Origin of the sequence: Bradyrhizobium sp. MOS002 (assembly GCF_003020115.1) — a bacterium.
Classification (GTDB): Bacteria; Pseudomonadota; Alphaproteobacteria; order Rhizobiales; family Xanthobacteraceae; genus Bradyrhizobium.
The window spans coordinates 912,104-936,117 of sequence record NZ_PYFX01000001.1 but is presented as its reverse complement, the minus strand read 5'-3'; the positions used below and the strand labels follow the sequence as shown (position 1 = coordinate 936,117).

The following is a 24,014-nucleotide window of genomic DNA, read 5'->3' as shown; positions in this document are numbered from 1 at the left end:
GGCGCAAAGCCGGTTTTTCAGGAAGAAATGTCCTCACCTCAAGCCATACCGTCCGCCGGTCGTCCCCTCAGTGCCGGCGCCATCGCCCTGATGCTCATGCTGTGCCTGACCTGGGGGTTCAACCAGATCGCGGTGAAGCTGGTGCTGCCGGACATTCCGCCGATGCTTCAGGCCACGTTCCGCTCGATGGGCGCGCTGCCGGTGCTGTTCATCATCGGCACCCTGCGCGGCGTTAAATTCTTCGAGCGCGACGGCACCTGGAAGCCGGGCGTCATCGCCGGACTGATGTTCGGCATCGAGTTCGTGCTGATCTTCCAGGGCCTGCGCTTCACACCGGCGTCGCGGGCGGTCGTGTTCCTCTACACCGCGCCGTTCTTCGTCGCGCTCGGCTCCTATCAGGTGCTCGGCGAGCGACTTGGCGGGACGCAATGGCTGGGGCTCGCCATTAGCTTTGCCGGCGTCGCACTCGCGATCGGCGTGCCGCAGCCCAATGTCGATTCGCACGTTCTGCTCGGCGACCTGATGATCGTCGGCGGCGCCGCGCTGTGGGCGGCGACCACGCTGGTTGCCAAGGGAACGCGGCTGCGCTTCGCCGCGCCCGAGAAGGCGCTGGGCTATCAGGTCGCGACCTCGATCCCGATCCTGGGGCTGGCCGCCTGGCTGTTCGGGGAGACCATCCCGCACACCCCGTCGCCGCTGTCGCTGGGCCTGATGGCCTTCCAGGCGATCTGGGTCGTGGGAACCACGTTCACGCTTTGGTTCGCGCTGGTGAAGACCTATTCGGCCAGCAAATTGTCGGCTTTTACCTTCATCACCCCTTTGTTTGGCGTGGTGGGTAGCTATTTCATCATGCACGACACGCTGAACCTGACCTTCGGGGCGGCCGCCGTCCTTGTCATTGCTGGGCTTTTTCTGGTTAACCGTCCCAGTCAATCCGCTGCGGCGCCGCGCGATGCATTGCTGAACGTCACCAAAACCTGATATTTGGACGCCATGAACAAGCTCGAAAACACCATCGATTCCGACATCGCGGGGCCTGCGCCGCGTCATCACACCACCCAGGTCAAGGTCGGCGACGTTGCCGTCGGCGGCGGTGCGCCGATCGTCGTGCAGTCGATGACCAACACCGACACCGCCGATATCGACGGCACCATTGCCCAGGTCGCAGCGCTCGCGCGCGCCGGCTCCGAAATGGTCCGCATCACCGTGGACCGTGAGGAGGCCGCCGCCGCCGTCCCGCACATCCGCGACGGCTTGCTCAAGCGCGGCATCACCACGCCGCTGATCGGCGACTTCCACTATATCGGCCACAAGCTGCTCGCGGCCTATCCGGCCTGCGCCGAGGCGCTCGCCAAATATCGCATCAATCCCGGCAATGTCGGCTTCAAGGACAAGCGCGACACCCAGTTCGCCGACATCATCGAGATCGCCAACAAGAACGAGAAGCCGGTCCGCATCGGCGCCAATTGGGGCTCGCTCGATCAGGAACTGCTGACCAGGCTGATGGATGAGAACACCGCCTCGGCCAATCCGCGCGATGCGCGCGCGGTGATGCGCGAAGCCATGGTGCAGTCGGCGCTGCTCTCGGCGGCGCGCGCCGAAGAGCTCGGCATGCCCAAGAACCGCATCATCCTGTCGGCCAAGGTCTCGGCGGTGCAGGATCTGATCGCGGTCTACGAGGTTCTCGCCAGCCGTTCCGATTACGCGATCCATCTCGGCCTGACCGAGGCCGGCATGGGCACCAAGGGCATCGTGGCGTCATCCGCGGCGCTCGGCATCCTGTTGCAGCAGGGCATCGGCGACACCATCCGCATTTCGCTGACGCCGGAGCCCGGCGGCGACCGCACCCGTGAGGTGCAGGTCGGCCAGGAGCTCCTGCAGACCATGGGCTTCCGCACATTCGTGCCGCTGGTTGCGGCGTGCCCCGGCTGCGGCCGCACCACCTCGACCACGTTCCAGGAACTGGCCAGCTCGATCCAGGGTTTCATCCGCGACGAGATGCCGACCTGGAAGACGAAATATCCCGGCGTGGAAGAGCTCAACGTCGCGGTGATGGGCTGCATCGTCAACGGCCCCGGCGAATCCAAGCACGCCAATATCGGCATCTCGCTGCCGGGCACGGGCGAGGCGCCGGCTGCCCCGGTGTTCGTCGACGGCAAGAAGTTCCGCACCCTGCGCGGCCCGACCATCTCCGCCGACTTCAAGGCGCTCGTGATCGACTACATCGAGCAGCGCTACGGCCAGGGCGCCAAGGTGCCGGTCACCGCGGCGGAGTGATTTAGCTCCGCTCGCCGCGCTTTGCGCTGCAATGTAGCCCGGATGGAGCGAAGCGAAATCCGGGGCCCGTCAGATCCTGACAAGCCGTTCCCGGATTGCGCTTCGCTCCATCCGGGCTACCATGCCTCCAATCAATAATGATTGGGAGCAGCGCCCATGAGTTCACTCGCCGGCAAGCAGGGTCCGCGCTATCGCCACACGGCCGAGGACGGCGCGCCGTATGAAACTATCGCGGTCGAAAAGCTAACCCCCATCATCGGCGCGGAAATCTCCGGCGTCGACGTCGGCAAGCTGGTCTCGGACGATGCCCGCTCCAACCGCCAGATGGACGAGGTCCATCGCGCGCTCGCCGAAAACCTCGTCATCTTCTTCCGCGACCAGCACATCACGCCACAACAGCATCTCGCCTTCGGCCGCAAGTTCGGCGAGCTGCATTTCCATCCTGCCGCGCCGCATGAGGATGAAGACCCGGCGCTGATGAAGATCTATGCGGATGCGAATTCGCCGCGCGCCAACGGCGAGGGCTGGCATTCCGATGTCTCCTGCGATCTCGAGCCGCCGATGGGCTCGATCCTCTACATCAAGCAGTGCCCGCCGCGCGGCGGCGACACGCTGTTCGCCAACATGTATGCCGCCTATGAGGCGCTGTCTGACCGGATGAAGGCCTATCTCGACGGGCTGACCGCGCTGCATGACGGCGAGCCGATCTATCGCGGGCTCTACGCCAATTACGGCGTCGCCGACCGTCCGTCCTACCCAAATGCAGAACACCCCGTGGTGCGCACGCATCCGGTCACCGGCAAGAAGGCGCTCTACGTCAACCGCGGCTTCACCCGTCACATCAACGGCATCCCGCGCGACGAGAGCGATGCGATGCTTGCCTATCTCTATCAGCACGCGGAAAACCCGCTATTCCAGTGCCGCTTCCGCTGGACCGAGAACGCCATCGCGTTTTGGGATAACCGCTGCACCCAGCACCGTGCGATGTGGGACTACTGGCCGCACACGCGCTCCGGCACGCGCGTGACGGTGAAGGGTGAGCGGCCGGTTTAACCCGCCTGCGCACCGCGTTCCGCGTTGACGTCTTCCCACGTCCGCGCCAATCTTGCGGAAAACGAAGACCGTCGGGAGGGTTTTCCATGCTCCGCGCCGAGGACAACAAATTCCTGACCGAGTCGGGCCCCGGAACGGGCATGGGCGAATTGCTGCGCCGGTTCTGGATTCCCGTGCTGCTGTCGGAAGAACTCCCCGAGCCCGACGGCGAGCCGAAGAAGATCATCGTGCTCGGCGAAGAGCTGCTCGCTTTCCGCGATACGCGCGGCGTTGTCGGACTCATCGACCAGTACTGCCCGCATCGCGGCGCCAATCTCTGGCTTGGCCGCAATGAGGAATGCGGTATCCGCTGCGTCTATCACGGCTGGAAGTTCGACACCGACGGAAGGTGCGTGGACATGCCGACGTCCTATCCCGACCTCAACGCCAAGGATCTCATCCGCATCAAATCCTATCCGGTGCGCGAATGGGGCGAGATGATCTGGGCCTATATGGGCCCGGCTGACGCGATGCCCGAGCTGCCCGACCTCGAAATGGCGCTGCTGCCGGCTTCGCACCGCTACGTCAGCAAGAAATGGCAGGACTGCAACTGGGTGCAGGCGCTGGAAGGCTCGATCGACACCGCGCATTTCACCTTCGCCCATCTCTCCTTCGACAAGGAGGAGAACGAGATCTTGGACATCAAGAAGCATTTCGTGAATCCGATCGCGCGAATGTCGAGCGATCACATGCGCTGGATCGCAGAGGATCCGCGCCCTGTGATCAAGATCGCCCCGCACGAAGCAGGCCTCACCATCGCCGGCGGGCGGCTCACCGGCGGCGACAACATCTACTGGCGCGTCGCGCAGTTCCTGATGCCGTTCCACACCTATGCCCCGAGTGCGATGCCGGGTGAGAACATCTTTGGCCAGACCTTCGTGCCCGTCACCGACACCAATTGCTGGATCTACACCTATGCCTGGAATCCGGAGCGGCCGCTGACGCAAGCCGAGCGTGATGCCTTTGACCGCGGCAATGGCGTGATCGCGGAGGTCGGCGACAATTACGTGCCGCTGCGGCACAAGGGCAACGACTATCTGATCGACCGCAAGCTGCAGAAGACCAGGAGCTACACCGGCATCAAGGGTGTCTCCGAGCAGGATGCGGCCGTGCAGGACAGCCAGGGCCCGATCGCCGACCGCACCCGCGAGCATCTCGGTCCGACCGATCTCGGCATCATGCATTTCCGGAAAGTCGTGTTGGAGCTGGCACGGGCGCTTCAACAGGGCGAGCCGCCGCCGCACGCCGCGCATCAGGATCGCTACGCCGTGCGCTCGGGCGCCTGCGTCACCAGCAAGGCCAAGGACCTTTCCGCGGTGATGCTGGAGCGTTTCGGTAACGTCACAGGCTTTGTCGGCCGGCCGCGATTCGCGGCAGCGGAGTAGCGCTTGGGGCAGCCGCGCAGCATCGTTGCAAGTCTCGTCTGGACGCTCGTCGCGTCGATTTTGCTATGGTCGCTGGCGCCTGCAGGCACCGGTCATGCCGCTCTCTCGCGCAAAATCGCGAAACCCAAGCCGCCGCACTCGCCGGTCAAATGCGAGATGTCGAAATTCCGGATCATCGTGGATGTCGGGCACACCCCTGACTCCTACGGCGCGTTGAGCGCACGCAACGACACGGAGTTCGGCTTCAACTTCCGGCTTGCAAGTCTGATCACGGCGAAGCTCAAGGCCGAAGGCTTTGCCGCGGCCCGCCTGCTCGTCACGGACGGCAAGGCGCGGCCGAGCCTGCTCAAACGCGTCGGTACCGCGAATGATGCCCGGGCCGATCTCTTCCTGTCGATCCATCACGATTCGGTGCCGGACAAGCTGATCGAGCGGTGGGAGTTCGACGGGGCGAACAGCTATTTCAGCGACCGCTTTTCGGGCCACTCTCTGTTCGTGTCGCAGCGGAATCCGCACTACGCTGCGAGCCTGATGCTGGCCCGGATGATCGGCCGGCAGCTGAAGGATCAGGACCTGCATTATGCCGGCCAATATGCCCTGCCGGTGATGGGCCGCTACCGGCGCCAATTGCTCGACAAGGATGTCGGCGTCTACCGCTATGACGGGCTCGTCGTGCTCTCGCAAACCCGCAGCGCCGCAGTGCTGCTCGAAGCGGGCTCCATCATCAACCGCGACGAGGAGATGACGATGAACTCGCCGGAGCGGCAGGAGATCATTGCGGGCGCCGTGGCGGTGGCGATGAGGGAGTTTTGCGAGAGGCGGTAGTTAGACACGCTCGCGATGACGAGAATCTATAGCGGCCCTCCTCGATACTCCCGGTTCGCCAAACTCGCCTCCTCCAGGTCCAGATCCCGCTCGATCCTCCGGCGCGTCTCGTCGGTGATCTGGCCGTCGCGCAGCAGGTCGTGGATGAATTTGCGCTCGGCGGCGATCAGGTCCCGGGTCAGGGCGGTGCCGGCAGCGGAGACGTCGTGGTGGGTGGGATCGAGCGAATCGGGCAGCTGGTTGACCCGGATCTCGTGTCGCGCGCGCAGGAGCCGCATCACCTCGTCCGACACGTCCTTCTCCTCGGTCAGCGCATCGAGCGACTTCAGGGCCGCATCGAGGGCCTGGCGCCGTGCTGCGATCTCGGACTCGTGTTCGGCGGTATGCTCGTTGCGACCGGCTTCCGCGACACCGAGCCAACGCACCACCGGAGGCAGCGTGAGGCCGACGCCGATCAGCGTGATGAAGATGACGCCGAAGGCGACGAACAGGATCAGGTCGCGAAACGGAAAGGCCTCGCCGCCCGGCAGCGTGAACGGCAGCGCCAGCGCCGCCGCCAGTGACACCGCGCCGCGCACGCCGGTGAACGCAAGCACGAACGGCCATTGCCATGGTGGTGACGGATCGCGCGCGCGCAGCGACTTGCTGAGCATTCGCGGCAGATAGGTCGCGGGATAGAGCCAGGCGAAACGCGCGATCACGACGACCGCCAGCACCACGACGGTCGCGATCACGATGTCGTCGAGCGGGAACGCCTTCGATTTCTCGTAGAGCGCGCGCATCTGGAAGCCGGTGAGCAGGAACAGCAGGCCCTCGATCAGATAGATCACGAGGTCCCAGAAGAAGATTCCTTGCAGGCGCGTCGATGCCGAGATCAGTAGCGGGCCGTTCCAGCTCACATAGAGACCACAGGCGACGGTGGCGATCACGCCGGAGCCGCCGAGATGCTCGGGCAGCCAGTAGGACACGTAGGGCGTGATCAGCGACAGTGTCAGCTCGACCTGCGGATCCCCCGACCATTTGCGGAACCGCAAGGAGAGCCAGCCGACACCGATGCCGAAGGCGATCTCGCCGGCGACGATGAGCAAGAACTCGCCGCCCGCCAGAGGCAGCGAGAAATGCCCGACCATGATCGCGGCGAGCGCGAAGCGGTAGAGGATCAGCGCGGTGGCGTCATTCGCGAGCCCTTCGCCTTCGAGGATGACCATGAGCCTACGCGGCAAGTGCAGCCGGCGCGCGATCGCGAGCGGCGCCACCACGTCGGGCGGCGCGACGATGGCGCCGAGCAGGAAGCCGATCGTCCAGGGCAGGCCGATGAAATAATGCGTGGCGGTTGCGACCAGCGCTGTGGTGAAGATCACCGCGCCGACCGCGAGCAGCACGATCGGGCGAAGATTCTTTTTGAATTCGCGCCAGCTCATCGCGACGCTCGCCGAGTAGATCAGCGGCGGCAGCACCATCAGCAGCACCAGTTCCGGCGGCAGCTCGACCGGCGGCATGCCCGGCACGAAAGCGAGGCCGACGCCGGAGAGCATCAGCAGAATGGCAGGCGCGATGTTGAAGCGGCGGGCGACAAGCGCGGTGCCCGCCAGCACGGCGAGCAGGATGAGAAAGGTCTGAAATTTCGCTTCCATGATGATCTGTCTTCACCCGGAAGCGGTCGCAAGGTCAATGCGTGCGGCTTACGCCAGCCGCTCGGCCACCAAGCGGCCGATGCCTGCGAACACGGTTTCGATCTGCGCCGCGGTCGGCGTGCCGCCCTGGGTATAGGCTGCGATCAGGATCGGTGCATCGGGCTTCGCATCGGGCTTGGGCCAGGCCGCTGCGATGTCGCCCGAGGCGTCCTTGCCGTTATTGCCGGTCTTGTCGCCGATCTTCCAGCTTGCGGGGAGCCCGCCACGCAGCCGGTTCGCGCCGGTCTTGCAACCCACCAGCCACTCCGTAAGCTGCGCGCGCGAGGTCGAAGACAGCGCCTCGCCCGTGAGCAGCCGGCGCAGATTGCCTGCCATCGCCGCCGGCGTCGTGGTGTCGTGGGGATCACCGGGCGGTGAGCGGTTGAGCTCGGGCTCATTGTGGTCGAGCCGCGAGGTGGTGTCGCCGAGTGAGCGCCAGAATGCCGTGAGCGCGGCGGGGCCGCCGATCCGTGCCAACAGCAAATTGGCGCAGGTGTTGTCGCTGAGCTCGACGATCGCCTTGCACATCTCGGTGACCGACATTGCGCCGACGGCAATGTTCTGCCTGGCGACCGGTGCGTACTCCAGCAGGTCGGCCTTGCCGTACGGGACCATGGCCGCAAGCTGATCCTCGCCCCGATCGACCCGCGCCAGGACGCAAGCCGCCAGCGAAGCCTTGAAGGTCGAGCACATGACGAACCGTTCGTCAGCGCGCCAGGCGAGCTTTGCGCCGGTCGCGAGGTTTTCGGCATAGACCCCGATCCGGCCGCCACTCTCGCGCTCATAGGTTTCGAGCTCAGGCTGCGCGTCCGCGGCGAGCGCAGGGGAGGCGGCCATCCAGCACAGCGAGGCGAGCAGCGAACGGCGGTCGAGAAGCATGGGGGACCTTTTGAGCGAGACGGGGGCGGGGTGGAGATGCGGCATGCACTCCATCCGCATCGTCATTGCGAGCGCAGCGAAGCAATCCAGTCTACCTCCGCGGAAAGACTCTGGATTGCTTCGCTGCGCTCGCAATGACGGAGGATGTGGGACGAGTGCGCCAGATTTCGGGCAGCGGAAGACTAAGCCCCTCACTCCCGCAGGTCATACCGATAGGACTTCGACACGATCTGCCAGCCGTCGGCGAGCTTCATCGCCACCAGATAGTCGGTGAAAAAACGCGGCGGCAATTGGCACCGGACCTTGATGAAGGCGGTCTTGTCGTCCGAACGGTCGATGGTGACGATGAAATCCTCGCGCGCCTTGCCTTCGGCCTTGCCGGAGGGACGCTTGCGCACGCGGTCGAGCCAGTCCGGCACGGTCAGCACCTGCAGCTCGCCCTTCTCGACCCAGCGCAAATCGGCGGAGGGGTGGAAGATGGCGCCAAGTTTTTCGGCATCGCCCTCGTAAAGTCCGTCGAAGTAAGATTGCACGACGGCTTCGACGCTCGAACGGTTCTGGCTCATGGTCATCCCTTTGAATGATGGCTCGGGGCGAACTTAGTCGTACACGTCAAAATGCGCTATGGTGTCCGTACCATTTGCGCAGGGACGCTGTAATGACCGGATCAGAGAATTCGAACGCTTCCTTCCTGATCGGCGAATGCTACTGCCGCGCCGTGCGCTACGAGGTGGCGGACGCGTTCTCCTATGCGATGAACTGCCACTGCTCGGATTGCCGCCGCACCACCGGCGCCGCCTTCAAGCCGTTCGCCGGCATCGAGCACAGCAAGCTCCGCATCATCAGAGGCGAAGACCAGCGCACCATCTACGGTGACGACACCACCCACGACGTCCACTGCGCCCGCTGCGGCTCGCTGCTTTATTCCCGGGTGCGCGAGGGAAAATGGGTCCATGTCGCCATGGGAACCCTGGTCGATGTCCCCTCCATCCGACCGAGCGCCCACATTTTCGTGGGCTCGAAGGCGCCCTGGCACGAGATTACGGACAATCTGCCTCAATATCGGGGCCATATCGGGGATGCCTGAGGGAACCTGCTGCGCACCTGTTTCGCGGCGAACCGCGGCCGGACTGGCGCGACAAACAAAAGGGGTCTTTCGGCCCGCCGCCGGCGCCACCTTCGTGACCTCCGTCACAAGCGTCCGCGACGGACCCTGCTAAAGCCGTCCCAAAGGGGCTCGAACTGCCCTGAACTCGGAAGTCGTGTCATGCGCAAACTGCTCAGACTTTGCCCACTTCTCCTCGCCGTCGCGCTGCTATTCGGCACCGGCCCCGCTTTGGCCGGGAAGCGCGTCGCGCTGGTGATCGCCAACTCCGCCTATCAGCATGCGCCGTCGCTTACGAACCCCGTCAATGACGGTTCGGTGATGGCCAGGACGCTGAAGGAGGCCGGGTTCGACATCGTCGATTCCCGGCGCGATCTGACGGCGCAGGAAACCCGGCGTGTGCTGCGCGAATTCGCCGACGGCACGCGCGATGCCGATATCGCCGTGGTCTATTATGCCGGCCACGGCATCGAGGTCGAAGGCTCGAATTATCTGATCCCTGTCGACGCCAAGCTGGAGCGTGACACCGACGTCTTTGACGAGGCGCTCTCCCTCGACCGCGTCCTGGTCGCGGTCGAACCGGCCAAGCAGCTTCGCCTGGTGATCCTGGATGCCTGCCGTGACAATCCGTTCGGCAAGACCATGAAGCGCACGGTCGCCTCGCGCGGCATCGGCCGCGGCCTCGCCCAGGTTGAGCCGACCAGCTCCAACACGCTGATCGCCTATTCGGCCAAGGCCGGCTTCACGGCGCAGGACGGCGACGGTGCGAACAGCCCCTTCACCGTGGCGCTGTCGAAGCATCTGACGACGCCCGGCCTCGACGTCCGCCGCGCCTTCGGCTTCGTGCGCGACGACGTGCTCAAGTCGACAGGTAACAAGCAGGAGCCGTTCGTCTATGGCTCGCTCGGCGGCGAAGACGTGCCGCTGGTGCCGGTCAAGGTGACCGCTGCGGCTGCCGCTGCGCCCGCGCCGAACCCTCAGGCTGACATTCGCCGCGATTACGAGCTCGCGCTCCAGGTCGGCAACAGGCCGGCGTGGGATGCCTTCCTTGCCCAGCATCCCGACGGCTTCTATGCGAGCCTCGCCAAGCTTCAGGTCGAAAAAATCGGCGCCGAGCAGGCTCATGCGGCGGCCACCGAGAAGGCCAAGCAGGCCGAGGCCGAGCGCGATCGTCTCGCCGCACTTGGCGCGCAGAAGGATACGCAGGCCAAGGCAGCCGCCGATGCGAAGGCCGCAGAGCAGGTACAGCTTGCCGCGCAAAAGGCCAAGGAGCAGGCGCAGCAGCAGGCGGCCGCCGCCGAGCAGCAGCGCGTCAATCTCGCCGCCGCGGCGCCGGGTGCAGCGCCCGCCAGCACGGCGAGCCCAGCCGGCACCAACGTCGCGTCGCTGACGCCGGCCACCGCGCCGGCCGATCTCAGCCGCTCGGTGCAGACCGAACTCGGCCGCGTCGGCTGCTTCTCCGGCGCCGCCGACGGCAACTGGACCACGTCCGCACAGCGCTCGTTGTCGCAGTTCAACCGTTATGCCGGCACCAAGCTCGACGTGAAGGTGGCGAGCACCGATGCGCTCGACACGGTCAAGTCGAAACAGTCGCGCGTCTGTCCGCTGGTTTGCGAGCACGGCTTCAAGGCCGACGGCGACAAGTGCACCAAGATCGTCTGCCGCGATGGCTATGCGCTCAACGACGACAACGAGTGTGAGAAGCAGCGTGCCGCCAAGCCCGCGACCGCCAAGCCTGCGACCGCAAAGCGTGACGACGGCGACGAGCGTCCCGCACGGCAGCGTCGTCAAGCCGGCGGTGCGGCTGCAGAAGCGGCGGGCGGCTTTGGTGGCGCTGCCGGCATTGCTGCCGCCGCTGGCGCCAGCCGTCGCTCGAGTGGCGGGCAGATGTTCTGCAATAGCGGCGGCTGCCGTCCGGTCAACCGCGGCTGCCATCTCGAATATCGCGGCGGCGGCGGCCCCGGCAACGATGCCAATGCCGAGGTCTGTAACTAGGATTGCGGGAGTGAGTTCAGGTCGAAATCGCGCTCGCCGCGATGTTGACAGTCAGCGCCAGCAAGGCCGTGTTGTAGATGAATGAGATGATGCCGTGCGCGGTGGCGGTGCGGCGGATGGTCTTGTCGGTGATGCCGACGTCGGAGACCTGCGCGGTCATGCCGATCACGAACGAGAAATAGACGAAGTCCCAATAATCCGCGTGGTCTTCCTTATCCCCACTCGGAAACTGAAGGCCGCCCGGCGTTGGGTGACGATAATAATCATGCGCGTAATGCAGCGCGAAGGTCGTATGCACGGCGGCCCAGGACAGCGCGATGGTGCTGATCGCGATGGTCAGCTCCGCGGCGCCGCGGTGGACGCCGAGCTCGGCGACAATGGCTGCGATGCTCGCAAACGCGCCGATCGCCGTCACCAGCAGGATCACAAAGCGGCCATCGTCCTGCATCGCGGCGCTTCTACGGATATGCTGGTGATCGTTGCAAAGCATCATTGCATAGACCAGCACGAGATAGACCGCGATCAGCGCATCCCAGCCGAGCACAAGCCGCGTCGTGAGCCGGGGTGAGCCTGGCATAAGCAGGCAGACGATGATGCCGACGGCAAGTGAGATGAACGTTCGCGGCCGGGCGTAGATCAGCCGCATCGGCCGCGACATCTGGCGGAAGCGGACGAGGGCGGGATCCTCTTTGGTGCCGCCCGTCATCGCGCGGCTAGTTCTTGCGTTCGGCGACGAACCGCGCGGCCGCTTGCAGCACTGCGGCCCGATCGCCGAAGATCGACACGGCGCTGTCAGCCCGCGCGAGCAGGTCGCGGACCCGCTGCCTGGCGCCCTCGATTCCGAGCTGGGTGACGAAGGTGGTCTTGCCGAGCGCGGCGTCCTGGCCCGAGGGCTTGCCGAGCGCCGCTGCATCTCCTTCGACGTCGAGCAGATCGTCGGCGATCTGGAAGGCCTCGCCGAGCGCGCGGCCGTAATCGTCGAGCGCCTGATATTCCTTTTGCGAGGCCTGGCCGAGGATCGCACCGGCGATACAGCCGTAGCGCAGCAGAGCCCCGGTCTTCATCTGCTGAAGACGGGCGACGTCGACCGGCTCACGGTCGCCAAAGCGGCCTTCGCCGGCGAGATCGAGGATCTGACCGCCGACCATGCCGCCGATGCCGGCGCAGCGCGCCAGTGCGCGGGTCAGCAGGAGCCGCACATTGGCGTCGCGATGGATCTCGTCGCGGGTGATGATGTCGAAGGCGAGCGTCAGGAGGCCGTCGCCGGCGAGGATCGCCGTCGCGTCGTCGGTCTTCTTGTGCAGGGTCGGGCGGCCGCGGCGCAGGTCCGAATTGTCCATCGCCGGCAGATCGTCATGGATCAGCGAATAGCAGTGGATGCACTCGAGCGCCGCACCGGCGAGCAGCGCGGCTTCGCGCGTCACGCCGAACACGGCCGCGCTCTCGACCACCAGGAAGGGCCGCAGGCGCTTGCCGCCGTTGAGGCTCGAATAGCGCATTGCGTCCATCAGTCGCTTGGGCCGGGCGATCTCATCGGGCAGGATGTCGTCCGACAGCAGGCGCCCGAGCAGGGCTTCGGTGTCATCAGCGGTCTTGTCCAGACGTTTGGCGAAATCGGACGGGGACGTGCCGGTCATCAAGAAGGGCTCCAGAACTAAAATTCGGCGGGACAATCCTTTATGCGCCCGCCTCAGTCAATCGTTTGGAAGGCCTAAAAAGTGCTGGAAAAGGCCCGAATTATCACAGACTTAATGCCGGGCTTGTGGCCGCGTTTCGTTCTGCGCCGGAAAGGTTGATTTGCGCGTCGTCAAAATCCTTCTCCTGGTGCTCGCGGTCGCGGCTCTCGCGCCCTATGTCGTCGCGCCGTTCTACCGCACCGGCCATCCCGTTTCGACGCTGATGGCCTGGCGCTCGCTTCGAGGTGCGCCGATGCAGCGGGAATGGATCGATCTGGCGGCGATGTCGCCCTCGCTGCCACGCTCGGTGGTGGCGGCCGAGGACGCCCATTTCTGCAAGCATCACGGCATCGACTGGGGTGCGCTGCGTGAGGCGGTCGACGATGCCCGGGAGGACGGCACCCCGTTCCGGGGTGCGTCCACCATCACCCAGCAAGTGGCGAAAAACCTGTTTCTCTGGCAGGGGCGGGACTTTGTCCGCAAGGCGCTGGAATTCCCGTTGGCGCTGTGGATCGATCTCGTCCTGCCCAAGGCTCGGATTCTCGAGATTTACCTCAATATCGCCGAGCTCGGCCCGCAGGGCCAATTTGGGGCCGAGGCGGCCAGCGCCTATGCCTTCGGCAAGTCGGCGGCGAACCTCTCCCCCCGGGAGGCGGCGCTTCTGGCCTCGATCCTGCCGAATCCGGTCAAACGCAGCGCCAGGACGCCTGGACCGGGCGTCCGGCGGCTGGCCGGGACCTATGTGGCGAGGGCGCAGGCCAGCTCGCTTTCGACCTGCTGGCGGGAGAATCGCTGATTTCGGGTCCTTTTCGGGCGCATTTTCCGGCCCAGAGCCCTAGATTTAGGGCAGGCCTTCCTCTATAAGCCCGGCCTTGACCGGCATTCAGCTCGCCTCGGTTTGCGGGTGCTGAGCCGTCCCTTCGCGGACGATGCCCTGATGACACCAATCCCTAGAGGATACTGAAATGGCCGTTCCGAGAAGAAAAACCTCGCCGTCGCGCCGTGGCATGCGCCGCTCGGCTGACGCCATCAAGAAGCCGACCTATGTGGAAGACAAGGATTCCGGCGAACTCCGTCGTCCGCATCATCTCGACCTCAAGACCGGCATGTACAAGGGCCGTCAGGTCCTGAAGAAGAAAGAGTCCTGAGTCAGGACCTTTCTGTGGGCAGGACGATCGGGCCTGCCTGATTTCGGCCAACCCATGAGATATGACAGTGACGGCGGCGGAGCGAATGCTTCGCCGCCGCATTGTCCTGTCTGGATATCTTGATCGAGAAGGCATTTCGCCGATGGTCGGTTTCCCGCTGCTCCTGATCCCGCTCGCGGTCTACAACATCATCGCCTTCCTGATGCCGAGCGTGTCCTTTACGGACGTGCTGTTCAAGGTGCCGATGATCACGGGCGAGGCCTGGCCGGTCACGCTCTCCGACGTGATGCTCGCGCTAGGTGTCGTGCTGCTGCTGCTCGAAGTGGTCAAGGGCGCGCGGCCCGGCTCGAAATTCCTGATGGATCATTTGCTGTCGCTGATCGTGTTCGGCGCAGCTGCGGCCGAATTCGTGATGTGGCCGAAATTTGGCAACTCCACCTATTTCCTTCTGGTGCTGCTCGCGATGGCCGATTTCCTCGGCGGCATCGCCCAGCGCACGCGCCGCCGCGTCGCTTATGTCGCCGAAACGGCACCAGCGCCGCGCAAGGCCAGACGTCAGGCTGAAGCGGCAGTCGATGAAGCGGTGGTCGAGCCCAAGTTCGAGCCGGTCGTTGCCCCGCCCGCATCCGCACCTTCCGCGCAGTCGGTGGCCGAATCCGTGCTGATGGATCATCCCGCGCCGAAGCCGGTCCAGAGCACGCCCTCGCCGGAAATCCCCTCGCCGCACTTGCAGCCGGGCAACGGCACGCAGCCGTCTCCCGACGCGCCGCGCTGAGCTATTTCAAGCCATCTGCCGCGTACGCGCAGTGACGCTCGGAAGCGGGCGCTTGCTGCCATAGGCGACCTGCGCATCCTCGGAAGACGCGCGGCGGAGCCGGCTCGCCTGGGGCAGGTGCTCGGCATTGGCGATGAGCTGGGTGACGAAGCTGGGATCGGGGCGCGGCAGCGGTGCCTTGTGCACCCACTGCAAAATCGGCAGCAGCGGCACCAGGGCCGAGCCCGGGCCGTTGTCCGACGCGTTCGATCGATCGGTACTGAACATCGCAATCACCGTTGACCCGGCAAAGATCGTCTCATTTCGAGACGCTGGCGCCGGTGCGTGTCATGTACTCGCAAGGCCTATGCCGGGCGGGCCGGTTTGGTTCCTGCGCGTGAGGAAACGTGGTTTCCAAATTGTTTATCAACTTTGCCTAGGGTCAATGGCGAATCTGGCTTTATCCTGTGCCGACTCAGGACTCCCCGCTGTCCCGAAACGAGGCGATTTTGACCCCCGCATTGCCGCAAGCCTCCGACATCCTGGCCGCCCTCGGTCAGGCCGTGTTCGCCTGGGACATCGCCAGCGATGCCATCGTCTGGGGTGAGCAGGTCGGCGCCATCTTCCCCGGAATTCCCGCCGAGCGGCTGGCCACCGGCGCCGAATTCGCCAGGCTGATCGAGCCCGCGCAATCGCTGCGGACCGCCGCGCTGGCGCAGACCTCAGCCGTGCATGGCGCCGACGGCACGCCCTATCGGGTCGAGTACGGCGTGCGCATGAGCGCCGCCGATCCCGTGGTCTGGATCGAAGAGACCGGCCGCTGGTTCGCCGGCCCCGACGGCCGCCCGGTGCGTGCGATCGGCTCAGTCCGCATCAACAATGAACGCCACGCCCGCGACGAGGAACTGACGAAGCTGGCCCGGCTCGATCCGCTGACGGGCGAGCTCAATCGCTCGCATCTGATCGCCGCGCTGGCCGAGGCCATCGAAGAGACGACCCGTTTCCGCTCGACCGCGGCCTTCATGCTGGTCGGCATCGATCATCTCGCGCGTGTCAACGAGGCCTTCGGCTTCGACGTTGCCGACGCCGTGATACTCGACGTCGCCACGCGCATTCGCGCGCGCTTGCGCGGCGGCGACGTGCTGGGTCGCTTCTCCGGCAACAAGTTCGGCCTGATCCTGAAGAACTGCACGGTCGACGACATGAACGTCGCCGCCGAGCGCTTCCTCGCCGGCATCCGCGACGAGGTGGTGCCGACCAAATCCGGCCCGGTGTCGGTCACGGCTTCGATCGGCGCGGTCAGCGTGCCGCGCTATGCCCGCAACACCGATGAAGCGGTCAATCGCGCCCACGAGACCCTGGACACCGCGAAACAACGTCGCGTCGGCTCGTTTGCAGCGTGGCGCCCGGATGCCGCGCGCGACGCCCAGCGCCGCGTCAACATCCGCGTCACCGACGAGATCGTCACCGCACTGAACGAGCGCCGCATCAAGCTCGCCTATGAGCCGGTGGTTGCCGCCCTTTCGCGCGAGTGCGCTTTTCACGAATGCCTGGTGCGGATGGATCAGGGCGACGGCCAGGTGCTGCTCGCGCCCGACATCGTGCCGGTCGCGGAACGGCTCGGCCTGATCCGCCTGGTCGATCACCGCGTGCTCGAGCTCGTGGTCGCCGAGCTCGCCGCCGCGCCCGACATCTGCCTCAGCCTCAACATTTCGCCGGACACCACCATGGATCCGGATTGGTGGGCGGGAATCGAATCTCTGATGCGCGCCCATCCCGGCGTCGCCGAGCGGCTGATCGTCGAGATCACCGAAACCGTCGCGATCCAGGACATCGACGACGTGCGCGGCTTTGTCACCCGGCTGAAGAATTTCGGCAGTCGCATCGCCATCGACGATTTCGGCGCCGGCTACACCTCGTTCCGCAATCTGCGCAAGCTCGGCGTCGACATCGTGAAGATCGACGGCGCCTTCGTGCAGAACATCACTCGTTCCGCCGACGACCGCGCCTTCGTGCAGACCCTGATCGACCTCGCCCGCCGCCTCGACATCAAGACGGTGGCCGAATGGGTGCAGGACGAAGAAGCTGCGAACATGCTGCGCGACTGGGGCTGCGACTACATCCAGGGCCGCCTGATCGGGCTCGCCTCAGCCGACCGCCCCTGGGGCGCGTCGCCGGACAGCGCACTGCCGGCGGCAGGGTAGAGGTCAATCTGAGCCGGAGCCTTACGCCACGCGCCGAACGGTGTTCAGGCGCTCGATAACACGCACGACCTCCGCGGCCGGGGAGGGCTTGCCGAAATAATATCCCTGCACGGCGGTGCAGCCGCATTCGCGGACGAAGTCGAGTTGTTCAATCGTCTCCACGCCTTCCGCCGTGGTCTCGACGCCGAGCACCGAGCCGAGGCTGGCGATGGTGCGGACGATCGCCACACTCTCCGGGCTTTCACCGAGCGTGCCGACGAAGGAGCGGTCGATCTTGATGCGGTCGAACGGAAACTTGCGCAAATAGCTCAGCGAAGAATAGCCGATGCCGAAATCGTCGAGGCTGACGCGCACCCCCAACGCGCGGAGCTGGTGCAGGATCTCGATCGTCGCTTCGCTGTCGTCGAGCAGCGCCGTCTCGGTGACCTCGAGCTCGAGCCGATTCGGCGGCAGGCCGGCCTCCGCAAGCGCGCTCGTCACCATCGTCACCAGCCCGCGTGAGCGGAACTGCACCGGCGACAGGTTGACGGCGACGGTGAGATCGGGCCAGGTCGCGGCGGTCGCGCAAGCCGTGCGTAGCACCCACTCTCCGATCGGAACGATCAGCCCGTTCTCTTCCGCAATCGGAATGAATTCGGCCGGCGAGACGAGACCGCGTGAGGGATGTTTCCAGCGCAGCAGCGCCTCGAAGCCGGTAAGTTCGGTGGTATCGAGCCGCACCTGCGGCTGGAACGCCAGGTGGAATTCACGGCCCTCCAGTGCGCCGCGCAGATCGCGCTCCAGCGCGTGCCGGCTGCGAGCCTCTTCCTCCATTTCGGGCTCGAACAGCCGATAGGCGCCGCGCCCCTTGGCCTTGGCCTGGTACAGCGCGAGGTCGGCGCATTTCATCAACTCGTCGGCGTCGAGCCCATGATCGGGCGCGATTGCGATGCCGACGGAGACGCCGACATGGATCGACTGGTTCTCCAGCGGCGGCGGGTGACCGATGATCTCGACCAGGCGGCGTGCGAGCCTTTCCGCCGATTGCGGCTGCGGTCCGCGCTGGAGAACCGCGAATTCGTCGCCGCCGAGCCGCGCGACGGTGTCGTGCTCGCCGACATTCTCCTGCAGCTGGGCCGCGACCCAGCGCAACAGCCGGTCGCCGGCCGCGTGGCCGAGGCGGTCGTTGACGGTCTTGAAATTGTCGAGGTCGAAGCACAGCACGGCCATTGCGCCACCGGCGATCGCGACCTGGTTCAGCCCCTCGCCCATCTTCTCGCGGAACAGCGTGCGATTGGGCAGGTCGGTGAGCGAATCGTGCCGCGCCATGTGCGCGACGCGGGCCTGGGCCTTGTGGCGCTCGGTGACGTCCTCATAGGTGACGACCCAGCCGCCGTGCTCCATTCGCTTGTGATTGAGCTTGATGATGCGGCCGTCGCTCAAATAGCGGTGCAGCGTGTGCTCGCCCTCGCGCAGCCTCTCGACATAATCGGCATACAGCCGCGCGGCGGTCGTGTTTGGATGGATGCCGAGCTCGCAGCTGTGCTCCATGATCTCGCGCATCGACACACCCGGCTTCACCAATTCGGGCGACAGTCCGTACATCTCGATATAGCGCCGATTGCACACGATCACGCGCAAGTTCGAATCGAGCATGCACAGGCCCTGGCTCATGTTGTTCAGGGCCGCGTCGAAGCGCCGATACTGCTCGCCCAGCTCCTCGACTGCATGCTCGCGCTCGGTGATGTCCTCGTAGGTAGCCACAAAACCACCCTCGGCCAGGGCGCAATAGCGCACCGAGATCGTGGTGTCGTTCGACATGCGCCGGCGTATCGGCGAGGAGTTGCGGTCGGCAATCCTTGCGCTGGCGGCTTCCAGGAGCTGTTGCGGGCTATATTCGGAAGAGAACGCGCCGTTTGCCATCGCGCGTTCGATCAGTTCGGCGAGATGCGTGCCTGGCTTGGTTTCCTCCGGCGAGAGCCGATAGATCTTCCGGTAGGTGGTGTTGCAGACGCGCAGGCGCATGTCGCTGTCGTAGAAGGCGAGTCCGTGCGCCATGTTCTCCAGCGCCGCATCGAGCATGAAGTTCTGCTGCCTCAGCATCTCCTCGTATTGCAGCCGCTCGGTGACGTCTTCGTGCACCGTCACCCAGCCGCCGTCGGGCAGAAAACGGGAGGCTGCCTGCACCATCCGTCCGTCATAGCGCATCACCAGCAGGTTTTTCGCCTTCCTGGTGCGCACGTCCTCCAGCCGGGAGTCGTGGAATTCCTCACCCGCCATGCCCGGCAGGTTGCCGCGCGACATCCAATGCTCAATGACCGTACAATGCGAGACGCCCGGCTTCACGATTTCCGGGTCGAGATTGTAGAGCTTCAGGAAGCGATCGTTGCAGACGACCACGCGGCTGTCGGCGTCGTACATGATCAACCCGTGCGACATGTTGGCGAGCGCGTGCTGGCTGCGCTCGGTCTGTACGCGCAGCTCCGCCTCGACCCGGGCGAGGCGGCTGACGTCGTCGCAGATCGTCATCCAGCCGCCGCCGGGAAGCGGCTTCATCTCGAGCGCCATGACGAGGCCGCTCGCGAGCGTCTGTTGAGTCCGGAACGGCTGGCCGGCCGCGATCCGCGCCAAGCGCACGGCATAGAGTGCGTCGACTTCCCCCGCGGGGATGTTGCCGAGAGCCACGCTGTGGGCGAGCACGTCGCGGTAGCTCGTGCCGACCCGCACTTTCTCGGGCGACATGTTGAACAGGTTGAGGTAGCGCTGATTGACCAGCACGATCCGGTTGGTGGCGTCGTAGACGCAAACGCCTTGCTCCATGTGGTCGAGCGCAAGCTGGCTCAGCCCGACCAGGGCCTTCGGGCCCTGCTCGCGGCGTGCATCAAACTCGTTGTTGCGGATCGACGTCATGGGGCGGCTGGGTCTCGGCGGCAATAGACCTAACGCAAGGTAATTCAGTCGCCGAGGCTAGCGAAGAGGCGGGAAAATTCCCTTAAGCGCCGTAGTTTACGTAGGGTGACCGGCGATGCAGGGATGCGTTCGAATGCGGAGGGCGTGCGAGGCGGTCTACGGCCCGTACAGCACGAGTTCCGTATCGGTGAGATTGGCGAGCTGCGGCCGGTGCGGTCCCTTGAAATATTTGCGGCCGCGACGCTCGGTGTAGATGCCGACGAGGCCGGGAACCGGGCCGTTGGAATCGACGGCGACCGCGATCTTGCCGAGCCGCAGCAGCAGCCGGCCGATGCGGCCTGCGCATTCGGTGTATTCGGCCGCGTTGCGGCAGTAGATCAGCTTCATCGCGGGCGGCGCAATGAAGCCACGGCGGATGCGCACGGGTTGCAGGATGAAGGGGAAGGTTCCCTTCGGCGTGCGGCAGACGAGGCTGAGGCAATTGTAGCGCGCGTGCCGCGTCAAGAGATCGGTCTCGGCATCGGAAAGTCCGTCGATCGTCTTGGCGTGCTGCGAGATGACCTCGATCTTGCTCCAGCGTGGGACGCGCGTCAGCGCAGGCACCGAGAAGAATATACCGCGGCAATAGGCGCGAAAGCCCTGCGTCTCGATGATCGGCCAGGTCCACGGCGCCGGGCTGATGTTGAGATAGGTAACGTCCTTGTGCCGCTGCGCGATCTTGGTCAGGAGCGGGGCGTAGTTGCGGTAGGCCGGGTCGACGTACCAGCTCGACAAATTGCACTGGATGGCGGTCTCACCGCCGTCCGTCCGCGCCGTGTAGATCAGCAGCAGCACGCCGACCGGCGTACCGTCATTGTCGAGCATGTAGCCGAAGCGCGGGTAGCCCTCCGGCACGGGCCGGAAGGCTTGCCGGCGCAGGCCCTGGATCCAGTAGCTGCGCGAGCGGCCGACGAAGCCGCGCGTCAGCAAGTCCGCGACCGCATCGACGTCGGACTCGGTGATCTCGCGGCATCGGACCTTGGTATGGATCACGCTCGTCTTTCCCGTGGAAATGACCGGCCTCGTTCCGTTAGCGCCAGCCTTCGCCGTGGGCATCGGCCGCGATCTGCGGCTGCAGGCCCATGATCTCTCGCACCTTGACGGGCCATGCGGAAGGGTCGGTGCCGTGGGTGTGGAACATGGCGACGGCCAGGCGGTCCATGCCGAAGGCGACGCAACCGGTGTGGGCCGGTTCGCCATTGGCGTCCTGGATGTCCCAGGTCGTGCCGAAATGCTCGCGGTGATAATTGAAGCTCATGCAGGCGGTCGGCTGCTCTTCCGAGCGCAGCGGGATCAGCAGTTCGAACTTGAGCTGCTGCTGCTTCTGGCTTACGGCCTTCATCTGACCGACGCGACCGAAGAACGGATCGCTGGCATAGTCGACGCGGAAGGTAAGGCCGAGATCGGTCGCAATCGCCTGCGCGCGCACCATCCAGCGCTCGCGGAAGTCGGCGACGTCATCGGGGCTGCCGATGCAGACATATTCCCGCATCCGGAACGATTGCAGCCGGTCGAGATGTTTTGACGGCTCACGGCGGAAGCAGTCGGCGGCGACGTCGAAGCGCAGGCCACCCTTCGGCAACTGGCCGCGGCTCGCCGCGATCGGATAGACGGGATAGCAGGCTGCCGGCGACAGCACGAGGTCTGCCGGCGAGAGCGAGCTGGTCCAGTCGCCGCCGGCATCGAAGCGGCTCACCGCGGCGTTGATCTCGCGCTCGGTGCCGTGCAGGCCGCAGACGCAACCGAGCAGATTCGGAAAGCTCTTGAGGTAGCCGGATTTTTCCAGCTGGGACCGGCTCATCACCGGAGGGAAGCGCATCACTTCGGTGCCGGCCTCGCGATGGCTCGTGATCAGCGCGGCGAGCTTTTCGACGATGCCCTCATAAAGCGCGGTGCGGGCATAGACGCCGTCCGAGCCCATGGGGTGGAACAGCTTCTCGGCGAGATGATCGAGCGGATCCGCGATTTGCGGGGCGGTCTCGGGCGAATTCGGGAGGACGGCAATGTTCATGGTTCGATGTCCTGCTATCTCAAAATTGTTCTTGTTGGTTGGGTCGCTAAGGCATGTCATTCACGAAAAGGTACGTCAGTCATTAAGGCTCAATGGCACTCCGCTCATCAGGGTCGACGTCGCGGCATTGGCCAGAATGCGGTCGTTGTTGATCATGATCGGCGACGACAGCACATCGCGCAGATGGCGGCCCATGGTGAACTCACCGTCGTTGCGGTAACCGGAAAGGCCAGCGGTGCGCATCGCATGCATCACGGTCTCGACCGCGAGCTCCGAGGCCTGCACCTTCAAAAGCGTGATCGAAGACTGGAAGCCGAGCGAGCCGAGCGCGCGTTCGTCGTGCTCGGCGCGAGCAAAGGCGTCGATATTGGCCGATATCAGCGCCCGCAGCTTGGCCAGCGACATTTTGGCGGCGGTGAAATGCGCGGCTGCCGGGGGCATCTGGCCGCCTGAGGTGCGAGCCGCCTTGCGGACGAAGGCCTGCGCACGGGTGACTGCGGCTGCAGCGATACCAGCCCAGGCCGAGGACCAGCACAGATGCGCGAACGGCGTCATGGTCTGAGCGTGGATCTTATCGTAGGATTCCGGGAAGACACGGTCGGTCGGGCAGTCGACCTTCAGCTCGAAACCGGTCGAGCAGGTGCCGCGCATGCCGAGCGTCTCCCAGCCCAGCGTCCGCTTCAGCGAATAATCGTCCCTGGCGAGCGCCAGCAGCACCTGGTCGGACGCAGAAGCATCGGTGGCGCGGCGGGCGATGGTGACGAGGCCGTCGGCCTCGGCGCCGTAGGAGATCACGGTGGCATCGCGCAGCAGCGAGACGGTGTCGCCTGCGACGTCGACGGCGGCTGCGCTGGCGCGGATGTTGCCGCCGTTCTGGCCTTCGGTGGTGGAGGAGGCGAGCAGCCACTGGTCGCGCGCGACCCGGCGCATCATGGTTTCCATCCAGGGGATGCCGTGGCCGTGCCTGACGACGCAGGCGACCTTAGTGGTGTGCATGGCGTAGATCATCGCCGTGGAGGCGCAGGCGCGTCCGAGCGTGTAGCAGACGTCGGTGACGTCGTGGATCGAGGCACCGAAGCCGCCGAACTCGACCGGGATCATGACGCCGAGCAGTTTCTGCTCGCGCGCGACCTCGAAGGCCTTGTGGGGGAAGCGGGCATCGCGATCGACCCCGTCTGCGTCGGCAGCCGCCACGGTGGCGGTTCGAGCGGCGCGTTCGATGAGGGACGGACCCTGCTCGAGAAAGCTCGTCTGCGTCTCGTCGACAGTGAGGACTGCTTCACGCACGTTCATACTCGTCCGCCTCCGGTTTGCCGTTCAGGATCGCCGGCATCATTCGCGATGCCGCTTGAGCGATCCTTCGACCATCTTTGCTTATGAGATGAGGCTACGGATTTAATTCAAATTCGTCGATGAAATAGAGGGTAAACAAAGCCCAATTCCAAACGAACAGTTAAGTTCGGGTTGTTTGCATCGCCCGGATTTCCGCGATCGCGTTAGGGATCTGTAAGAAGGCGGAAATCCAGACAATCTGAGTCATCGTTTACTAAGAAACGCGAAGTAATGGTGGCGTCCATTGCGGGATCGGCCTGCCGTGCCCATCGTAGCCGGCAACCGGTCCGACCTTTGTCGACAGATGGGAATTTACCGATGCAGGCTTTCGATACCGAATTGCGCAATCGCATCATCAAGCTGGTGAAGGGCATCCTCGCCCAGAACTCGCTGTCCGCCGAGGTCACGCCTCACGCCAAGCTCGTCGACGTCGGCCTGACCTCCATGGACATGGTCAATCTGATGCTCGGCGTCGAAGCCGAGTTCGACTTCACGATTCCCCAGTCCGAGATCACGCCGGAGAACTTCCAGTCCGTCGAGACGCTGGAGCGTATGGTCGCGACCCAGTTGCAGTCGGCGGCCGCGGCTTAGTAGAATCTATTTGGGTCGTCCTGGCGAAAGCCAGGACCCATCACCCCAGGGAGCAGTTTGACGAAGACTGCCCGTCCGGGACTAACAGCATTTGCCATCGACAGACCTCGCGGTACGGGTCCTGGCCTTCGCCAGGACG

Annotated in this window: 22 protein-coding genes; 12 read left to right on the top strand and 10 right to left on the bottom strand. The window is 64.9% G+C overall.

Annotation, left to right across the window (positions count from 1 at the left end):
• The first annotated feature begins 27 nt into the window (after window positions 1-27).
• The 5 genes from C7G41_RS04630 to C7G41_RS04610 all read left to right on the top strand — a co-directional run bounded on the left by C7G41_RS04630 (window position 28) and on the right by C7G41_RS04610 (window position 5,579).
• Entirely contained in the window at window positions 28-981 is a 954-nt protein-coding gene (locus tag C7G41_RS04630) for a DMT family transporter (protein WP_106941422.1), read from the top strand.
• A gap of 12 nt (window positions 982-993) precedes the next feature.
• Complete coding sequence (ispG, locus tag C7G41_RS04625) at window positions 994-2,277, top strand: flavodoxin-dependent (E)-4-hydroxy-3-methylbut-2-enyl-diphosphate synthase (RefSeq protein WP_106941421.1); 1,284 nt, start codon at window positions 994-996, stop codon at window positions 2,275-2,277.
• A gap of 156 nt (window positions 2,278-2,433) precedes the next feature.
• Window positions 2,434-3,330: a TauD/TfdA family dioxygenase gene (locus C7G41_RS04620; RefSeq protein ID WP_106941420.1), complete on the top strand. Its 897-nt coding sequence runs from the start codon at window positions 2,434-2,436 to the stop codon at window positions 3,328-3,330.
• A gap of 86 nt (window positions 3,331-3,416) precedes the next feature.
• Window positions 3,417-4,754: a Rieske 2Fe-2S domain-containing protein gene (locus C7G41_RS04615; RefSeq protein WP_106941419.1), complete on the top strand. Its 1,338-nt coding sequence runs from the start codon at window positions 3,417-3,419 to the stop codon at window positions 4,752-4,754.
• Between the two features lie 3 nt (window positions 4,755-4,757).
• Window positions 4,758-5,579 carry an N-acetylmuramoyl-L-alanine amidase gene (locus C7G41_RS04610; RefSeq protein WP_199198143.1) on the top strand — a complete coding sequence of 274 codons (822 nt, stop codon included), beginning with the start codon at window positions 4,758-4,760 and terminating at the stop codon, window positions 5,577-5,579.
• Between the two features lie 26 nt (window positions 5,580-5,605).
• On the opposite strand, the gene C7G41_RS04605 is transcribed toward C7G41_RS04610, so the two are convergent.
• The 3 genes from C7G41_RS04605 to C7G41_RS04595 all read right to left on the bottom strand — a co-directional run bounded on the left by C7G41_RS04605 (window position 5,606) and on the right by C7G41_RS04595 (window position 8,697).
• Window positions 5,606-7,213: a Na+/H+ antiporter gene (locus C7G41_RS04605; protein ID WP_199198141.1), complete on the bottom strand. Its 1,608-nt coding sequence runs from the start codon at window positions 7,211-7,213 to the stop codon at window positions 5,606-5,608.
• Window positions 7,214-7,261: 48 nt separating this feature from the next.
• Window positions 7,262-8,131 (bottom strand): class A beta-lactamase, encoded by an 870-nt coding sequence (gene bla / locus C7G41_RS04600; RefSeq protein WP_106941417.1) that lies wholly within the window; start codon window positions 8,129-8,131, stop codon window positions 7,262-7,264.
• A gap of 191 nt (window positions 8,132-8,322) precedes the next feature.
• A complete protein-coding gene (locus C7G41_RS04595) occupies window positions 8,323-8,697 on the bottom strand; it encodes a nuclear transport factor 2 family protein (protein ID WP_106941496.1) in 375 nt (124 codons plus the stop codon).
• Between the two features lie 92 nt (window positions 8,698-8,789).
• On the opposite strand from C7G41_RS04595, the gene C7G41_RS04590 reads away from it, so the two are divergent.
• Complete coding sequence (locus C7G41_RS04590; protein WP_106941416.1) at window positions 8,790-9,218, top strand: GFA family protein; 429 nt, start codon at window positions 8,790-8,792, stop codon at window positions 9,216-9,218.
• Window positions 9,219-9,398: 180 nt separating this feature from the next.
• On the top strand, window positions 9,399-11,231 hold the full coding sequence (locus C7G41_RS04585) for a caspase family protein (protein ID WP_106941415.1): 1,833 nt from the start codon (window positions 9,399-9,401) through the stop codon (window positions 11,229-11,231).
• 16 nt (window positions 11,232-11,247) lie between these two features.
• On the opposite strand, the gene C7G41_RS04580 is transcribed toward C7G41_RS04585, so the two are convergent.
• On the bottom strand, window positions 11,248-11,937 hold the full coding sequence (locus C7G41_RS04580; RefSeq protein ID WP_106941414.1) for a DUF1345 domain-containing protein: 690 nt from the start codon (window positions 11,935-11,937) through the stop codon (window positions 11,248-11,250).
• Window positions 11,938-11,944: 7 nt separating this feature from the next.
• A complete protein-coding gene (locus C7G41_RS04575) occupies window positions 11,945-12,868 on the bottom strand; it encodes a polyprenyl synthetase family protein (RefSeq protein WP_106941413.1) in 924 nt (307 codons plus the stop codon).
• A 160-nt stretch (window positions 12,869-13,028) separates the two neighbouring features.
• Between C7G41_RS04575 and mtgA the strand changes: the two genes are divergently transcribed.
• The 3 genes from mtgA (at window position 13,029) to C7G41_RS04560 (ending at window position 14,830) form a co-directional block, all read left to right on the top strand.
• A complete protein-coding gene (gene mtgA, locus C7G41_RS04570) occupies window positions 13,029-13,703 on the top strand; it encodes a monofunctional biosynthetic peptidoglycan transglycosylase (RefSeq protein ID WP_106941412.1) in 675 nt (224 codons plus the stop codon).
• A gap of 169 nt (window positions 13,704-13,872) precedes the next feature.
• Entirely contained in the window at window positions 13,873-14,055 is a 183-nt protein-coding gene (gene rpmF / locus C7G41_RS04565; protein WP_007598106.1) for a 50S ribosomal protein L32, read from the top strand.
• Window positions 14,056-14,197: 142 nt separating this feature from the next.
• Window positions 14,198-14,830, top strand: a complete 633-nt coding sequence (locus tag C7G41_RS04560; RefSeq protein ID WP_199198139.1) for a hypothetical protein — start codon at window positions 14,198-14,200, stop codon at window positions 14,828-14,830.
• A gap of 6 nt (window positions 14,831-14,836) precedes the next feature.
• Here C7G41_RS04560 and C7G41_RS04555 read toward each other — a convergent pair whose 3' ends face one another.
• The gene (locus tag C7G41_RS04555; RefSeq protein ID WP_199198137.1) at window positions 14,837-15,097 is read right to left on the bottom strand and encodes a hypothetical protein; all 261 of its coding nucleotides are present in this window, start codon (window positions 15,095-15,097) and stop codon (window positions 14,837-14,839) included.
• A 221-nt stretch (window positions 15,098-15,318) separates the two neighbouring features.
• Between C7G41_RS04555 and C7G41_RS04550 the strand changes: the two genes are divergently transcribed.
• Window positions 15,319-17,013, top strand: a complete 1,695-nt coding sequence (locus tag C7G41_RS04550) for a bifunctional diguanylate cyclase/phosphodiesterase (protein WP_199198135.1) — start codon at window positions 15,319-15,321, stop codon at window positions 17,011-17,013.
• A gap of 21 nt (window positions 17,014-17,034) precedes the next feature.
• On the opposite strand, the gene C7G41_RS04545 is transcribed toward C7G41_RS04550, so the two are convergent.
• The 4 genes from C7G41_RS04545 to C7G41_RS04530 form a co-directional block, all read right to left on the bottom strand.
• Window positions 17,035-19,902 carry a PAS-domain containing protein gene (locus C7G41_RS04545; protein ID WP_106941408.1) on the bottom strand — a complete coding sequence of 956 codons (2,868 nt, stop codon included), beginning with the start codon at window positions 19,900-19,902 and terminating at the stop codon, window positions 17,035-17,037.
• Between the two features lie 156 nt (window positions 19,903-20,058).
• The gene (locus C7G41_RS04540) at window positions 20,059-20,934 is read right to left on the bottom strand and encodes an acyl-CoA acyltransferase (protein WP_106941495.1); all 876 of its coding nucleotides are present in this window, start codon (window positions 20,932-20,934) and stop codon (window positions 20,059-20,061) included.
• A 37-nt stretch (window positions 20,935-20,971) separates the two neighbouring features.
• Entirely contained in the window at window positions 20,972-21,952 is a 981-nt protein-coding gene (locus C7G41_RS04535) for an amino acid--[acyl-carrier-protein] ligase (RefSeq protein ID WP_106941407.1), read from the bottom strand.
• 75 nt (window positions 21,953-22,027) lie between these two features.
• Window positions 22,028-23,245 carry an acyl-CoA dehydrogenase family protein gene (locus C7G41_RS04530; RefSeq protein ID WP_106941406.1) on the bottom strand — a complete coding sequence of 406 codons (1,218 nt, stop codon included), beginning with the start codon at window positions 23,243-23,245 and terminating at the stop codon, window positions 22,028-22,030.
• A 357-nt stretch (window positions 23,246-23,602) separates the two neighbouring features.
• Between C7G41_RS04530 and C7G41_RS04525 the strand changes: the two genes are divergently transcribed.
• On the top strand, window positions 23,603-23,875 hold the full coding sequence (locus C7G41_RS04525; protein WP_106941405.1) for a phosphopantetheine-binding protein: 273 nt from the start codon (window positions 23,603-23,605) through the stop codon (window positions 23,873-23,875).
• Window positions 23,876-24,014: the final 139 nt, after the last annotated feature.

What these genes read in the sequence shown, in the direction of transcription:
- C7G41_RS04620 (WP_106941420.1), top strand. Translation starts at nt 2,434, where the DNA reads ATGAGTTCACTCGCCGGCAAGCAGGGTCCGCGCTATCGCCACACGGCC.
- C7G41_RS04560 (WP_199198139.1), top strand. Translation starts at nt 14,198, where the DNA reads ATGGTCGGTTTCCCGCTGCTCCTGATCCCGCTCGCGGTCTACAACATC.
- C7G41_RS04605 (WP_199198141.1), bottom strand. Translation starts at nt 7,213, where the DNA reads ATGGAAGCGAAATTTCAGACCTTTCTCATCCTGCTCGCCGTGCTGGCG.
- rpmF (WP_007598106.1), top strand. Translation starts at nt 13,873, where the DNA reads ATGGCCGTTCCGAGAAGAAAAACCTCGCCGTCGCGCCGTGGCATGCGC.
- C7G41_RS04530 (WP_106941406.1), bottom strand. Translation starts at nt 23,245, where the DNA reads ATGAACGTGCGTGAAGCAGTCCTCACTGTCGACGAGACGCAGACGAGC.
- C7G41_RS04630 (WP_106941422.1), top strand. Translation starts at nt 28, where the DNA reads ATGTCCTCACCTCAAGCCATACCGTCCGCCGGTCGTCCCCTCAGTGCC.
- ispG (WP_106941421.1), top strand. Translation starts at nt 994, where the DNA reads ATGAACAAGCTCGAAAACACCATCGATTCCGACATCGCGGGGCCTGCG.
- C7G41_RS04585 (WP_106941415.1), top strand. Translation starts at nt 9,399, where the DNA reads ATGCGCAAACTGCTCAGACTTTGCCCACTTCTCCTCGCCGTCGCGCTG.
- C7G41_RS04590 (WP_106941416.1), top strand. Translation starts at nt 8,790, where the DNA reads ATGACCGGATCAGAGAATTCGAACGCTTCCTTCCTGATCGGCGAATGC.
- C7G41_RS04595 (WP_106941496.1), bottom strand. Translation starts at nt 8,697, where the DNA reads ATGAGCCAGAACCGTTCGAGCGTCGAAGCCGTCGTGCAATCTTACTTC.
- C7G41_RS04575 (WP_106941413.1), bottom strand. Translation starts at nt 12,868, where the DNA reads ATGACCGGCACGTCCCCGTCCGATTTCGCCAAACGTCTGGACAAGACC.
- C7G41_RS04580 (WP_106941414.1), bottom strand. Translation starts at nt 11,937, where the DNA reads ATGACGGGCGGCACCAAAGAGGATCCCGCCCTCGTCCGCTTCCGCCAG.
- C7G41_RS04545 (WP_106941408.1), bottom strand. Translation starts at nt 19,902, where the DNA reads ATGACGTCGATCCGCAACAACGAGTTTGATGCACGCCGCGAGCAGGGC.
- C7G41_RS04525 (WP_106941405.1), top strand. Translation starts at nt 23,603, where the DNA reads ATGCAGGCTTTCGATACCGAATTGCGCAATCGCATCATCAAGCTGGTG.
- bla (WP_106941417.1), bottom strand. Translation starts at nt 8,131, where the DNA reads ATGCTTCTCGACCGCCGTTCGCTGCTCGCCTCGCTGTGCTGGATGGCC.
- C7G41_RS04615 (WP_106941419.1), top strand. Translation starts at nt 3,417, where the DNA reads ATGCTCCGCGCCGAGGACAACAAATTCCTGACCGAGTCGGGCCCCGGA.
- C7G41_RS04555 (WP_199198137.1), bottom strand. Translation starts at nt 15,097, where the DNA reads ATGTTCAGTACCGATCGATCGAACGCGTCGGACAACGGCCCGGGCTCG.
- C7G41_RS04535 (WP_106941407.1), bottom strand. Translation starts at nt 21,952, where the DNA reads ATGAACATTGCCGTCCTCCCGAATTCGCCCGAGACCGCCCCGCAAATC.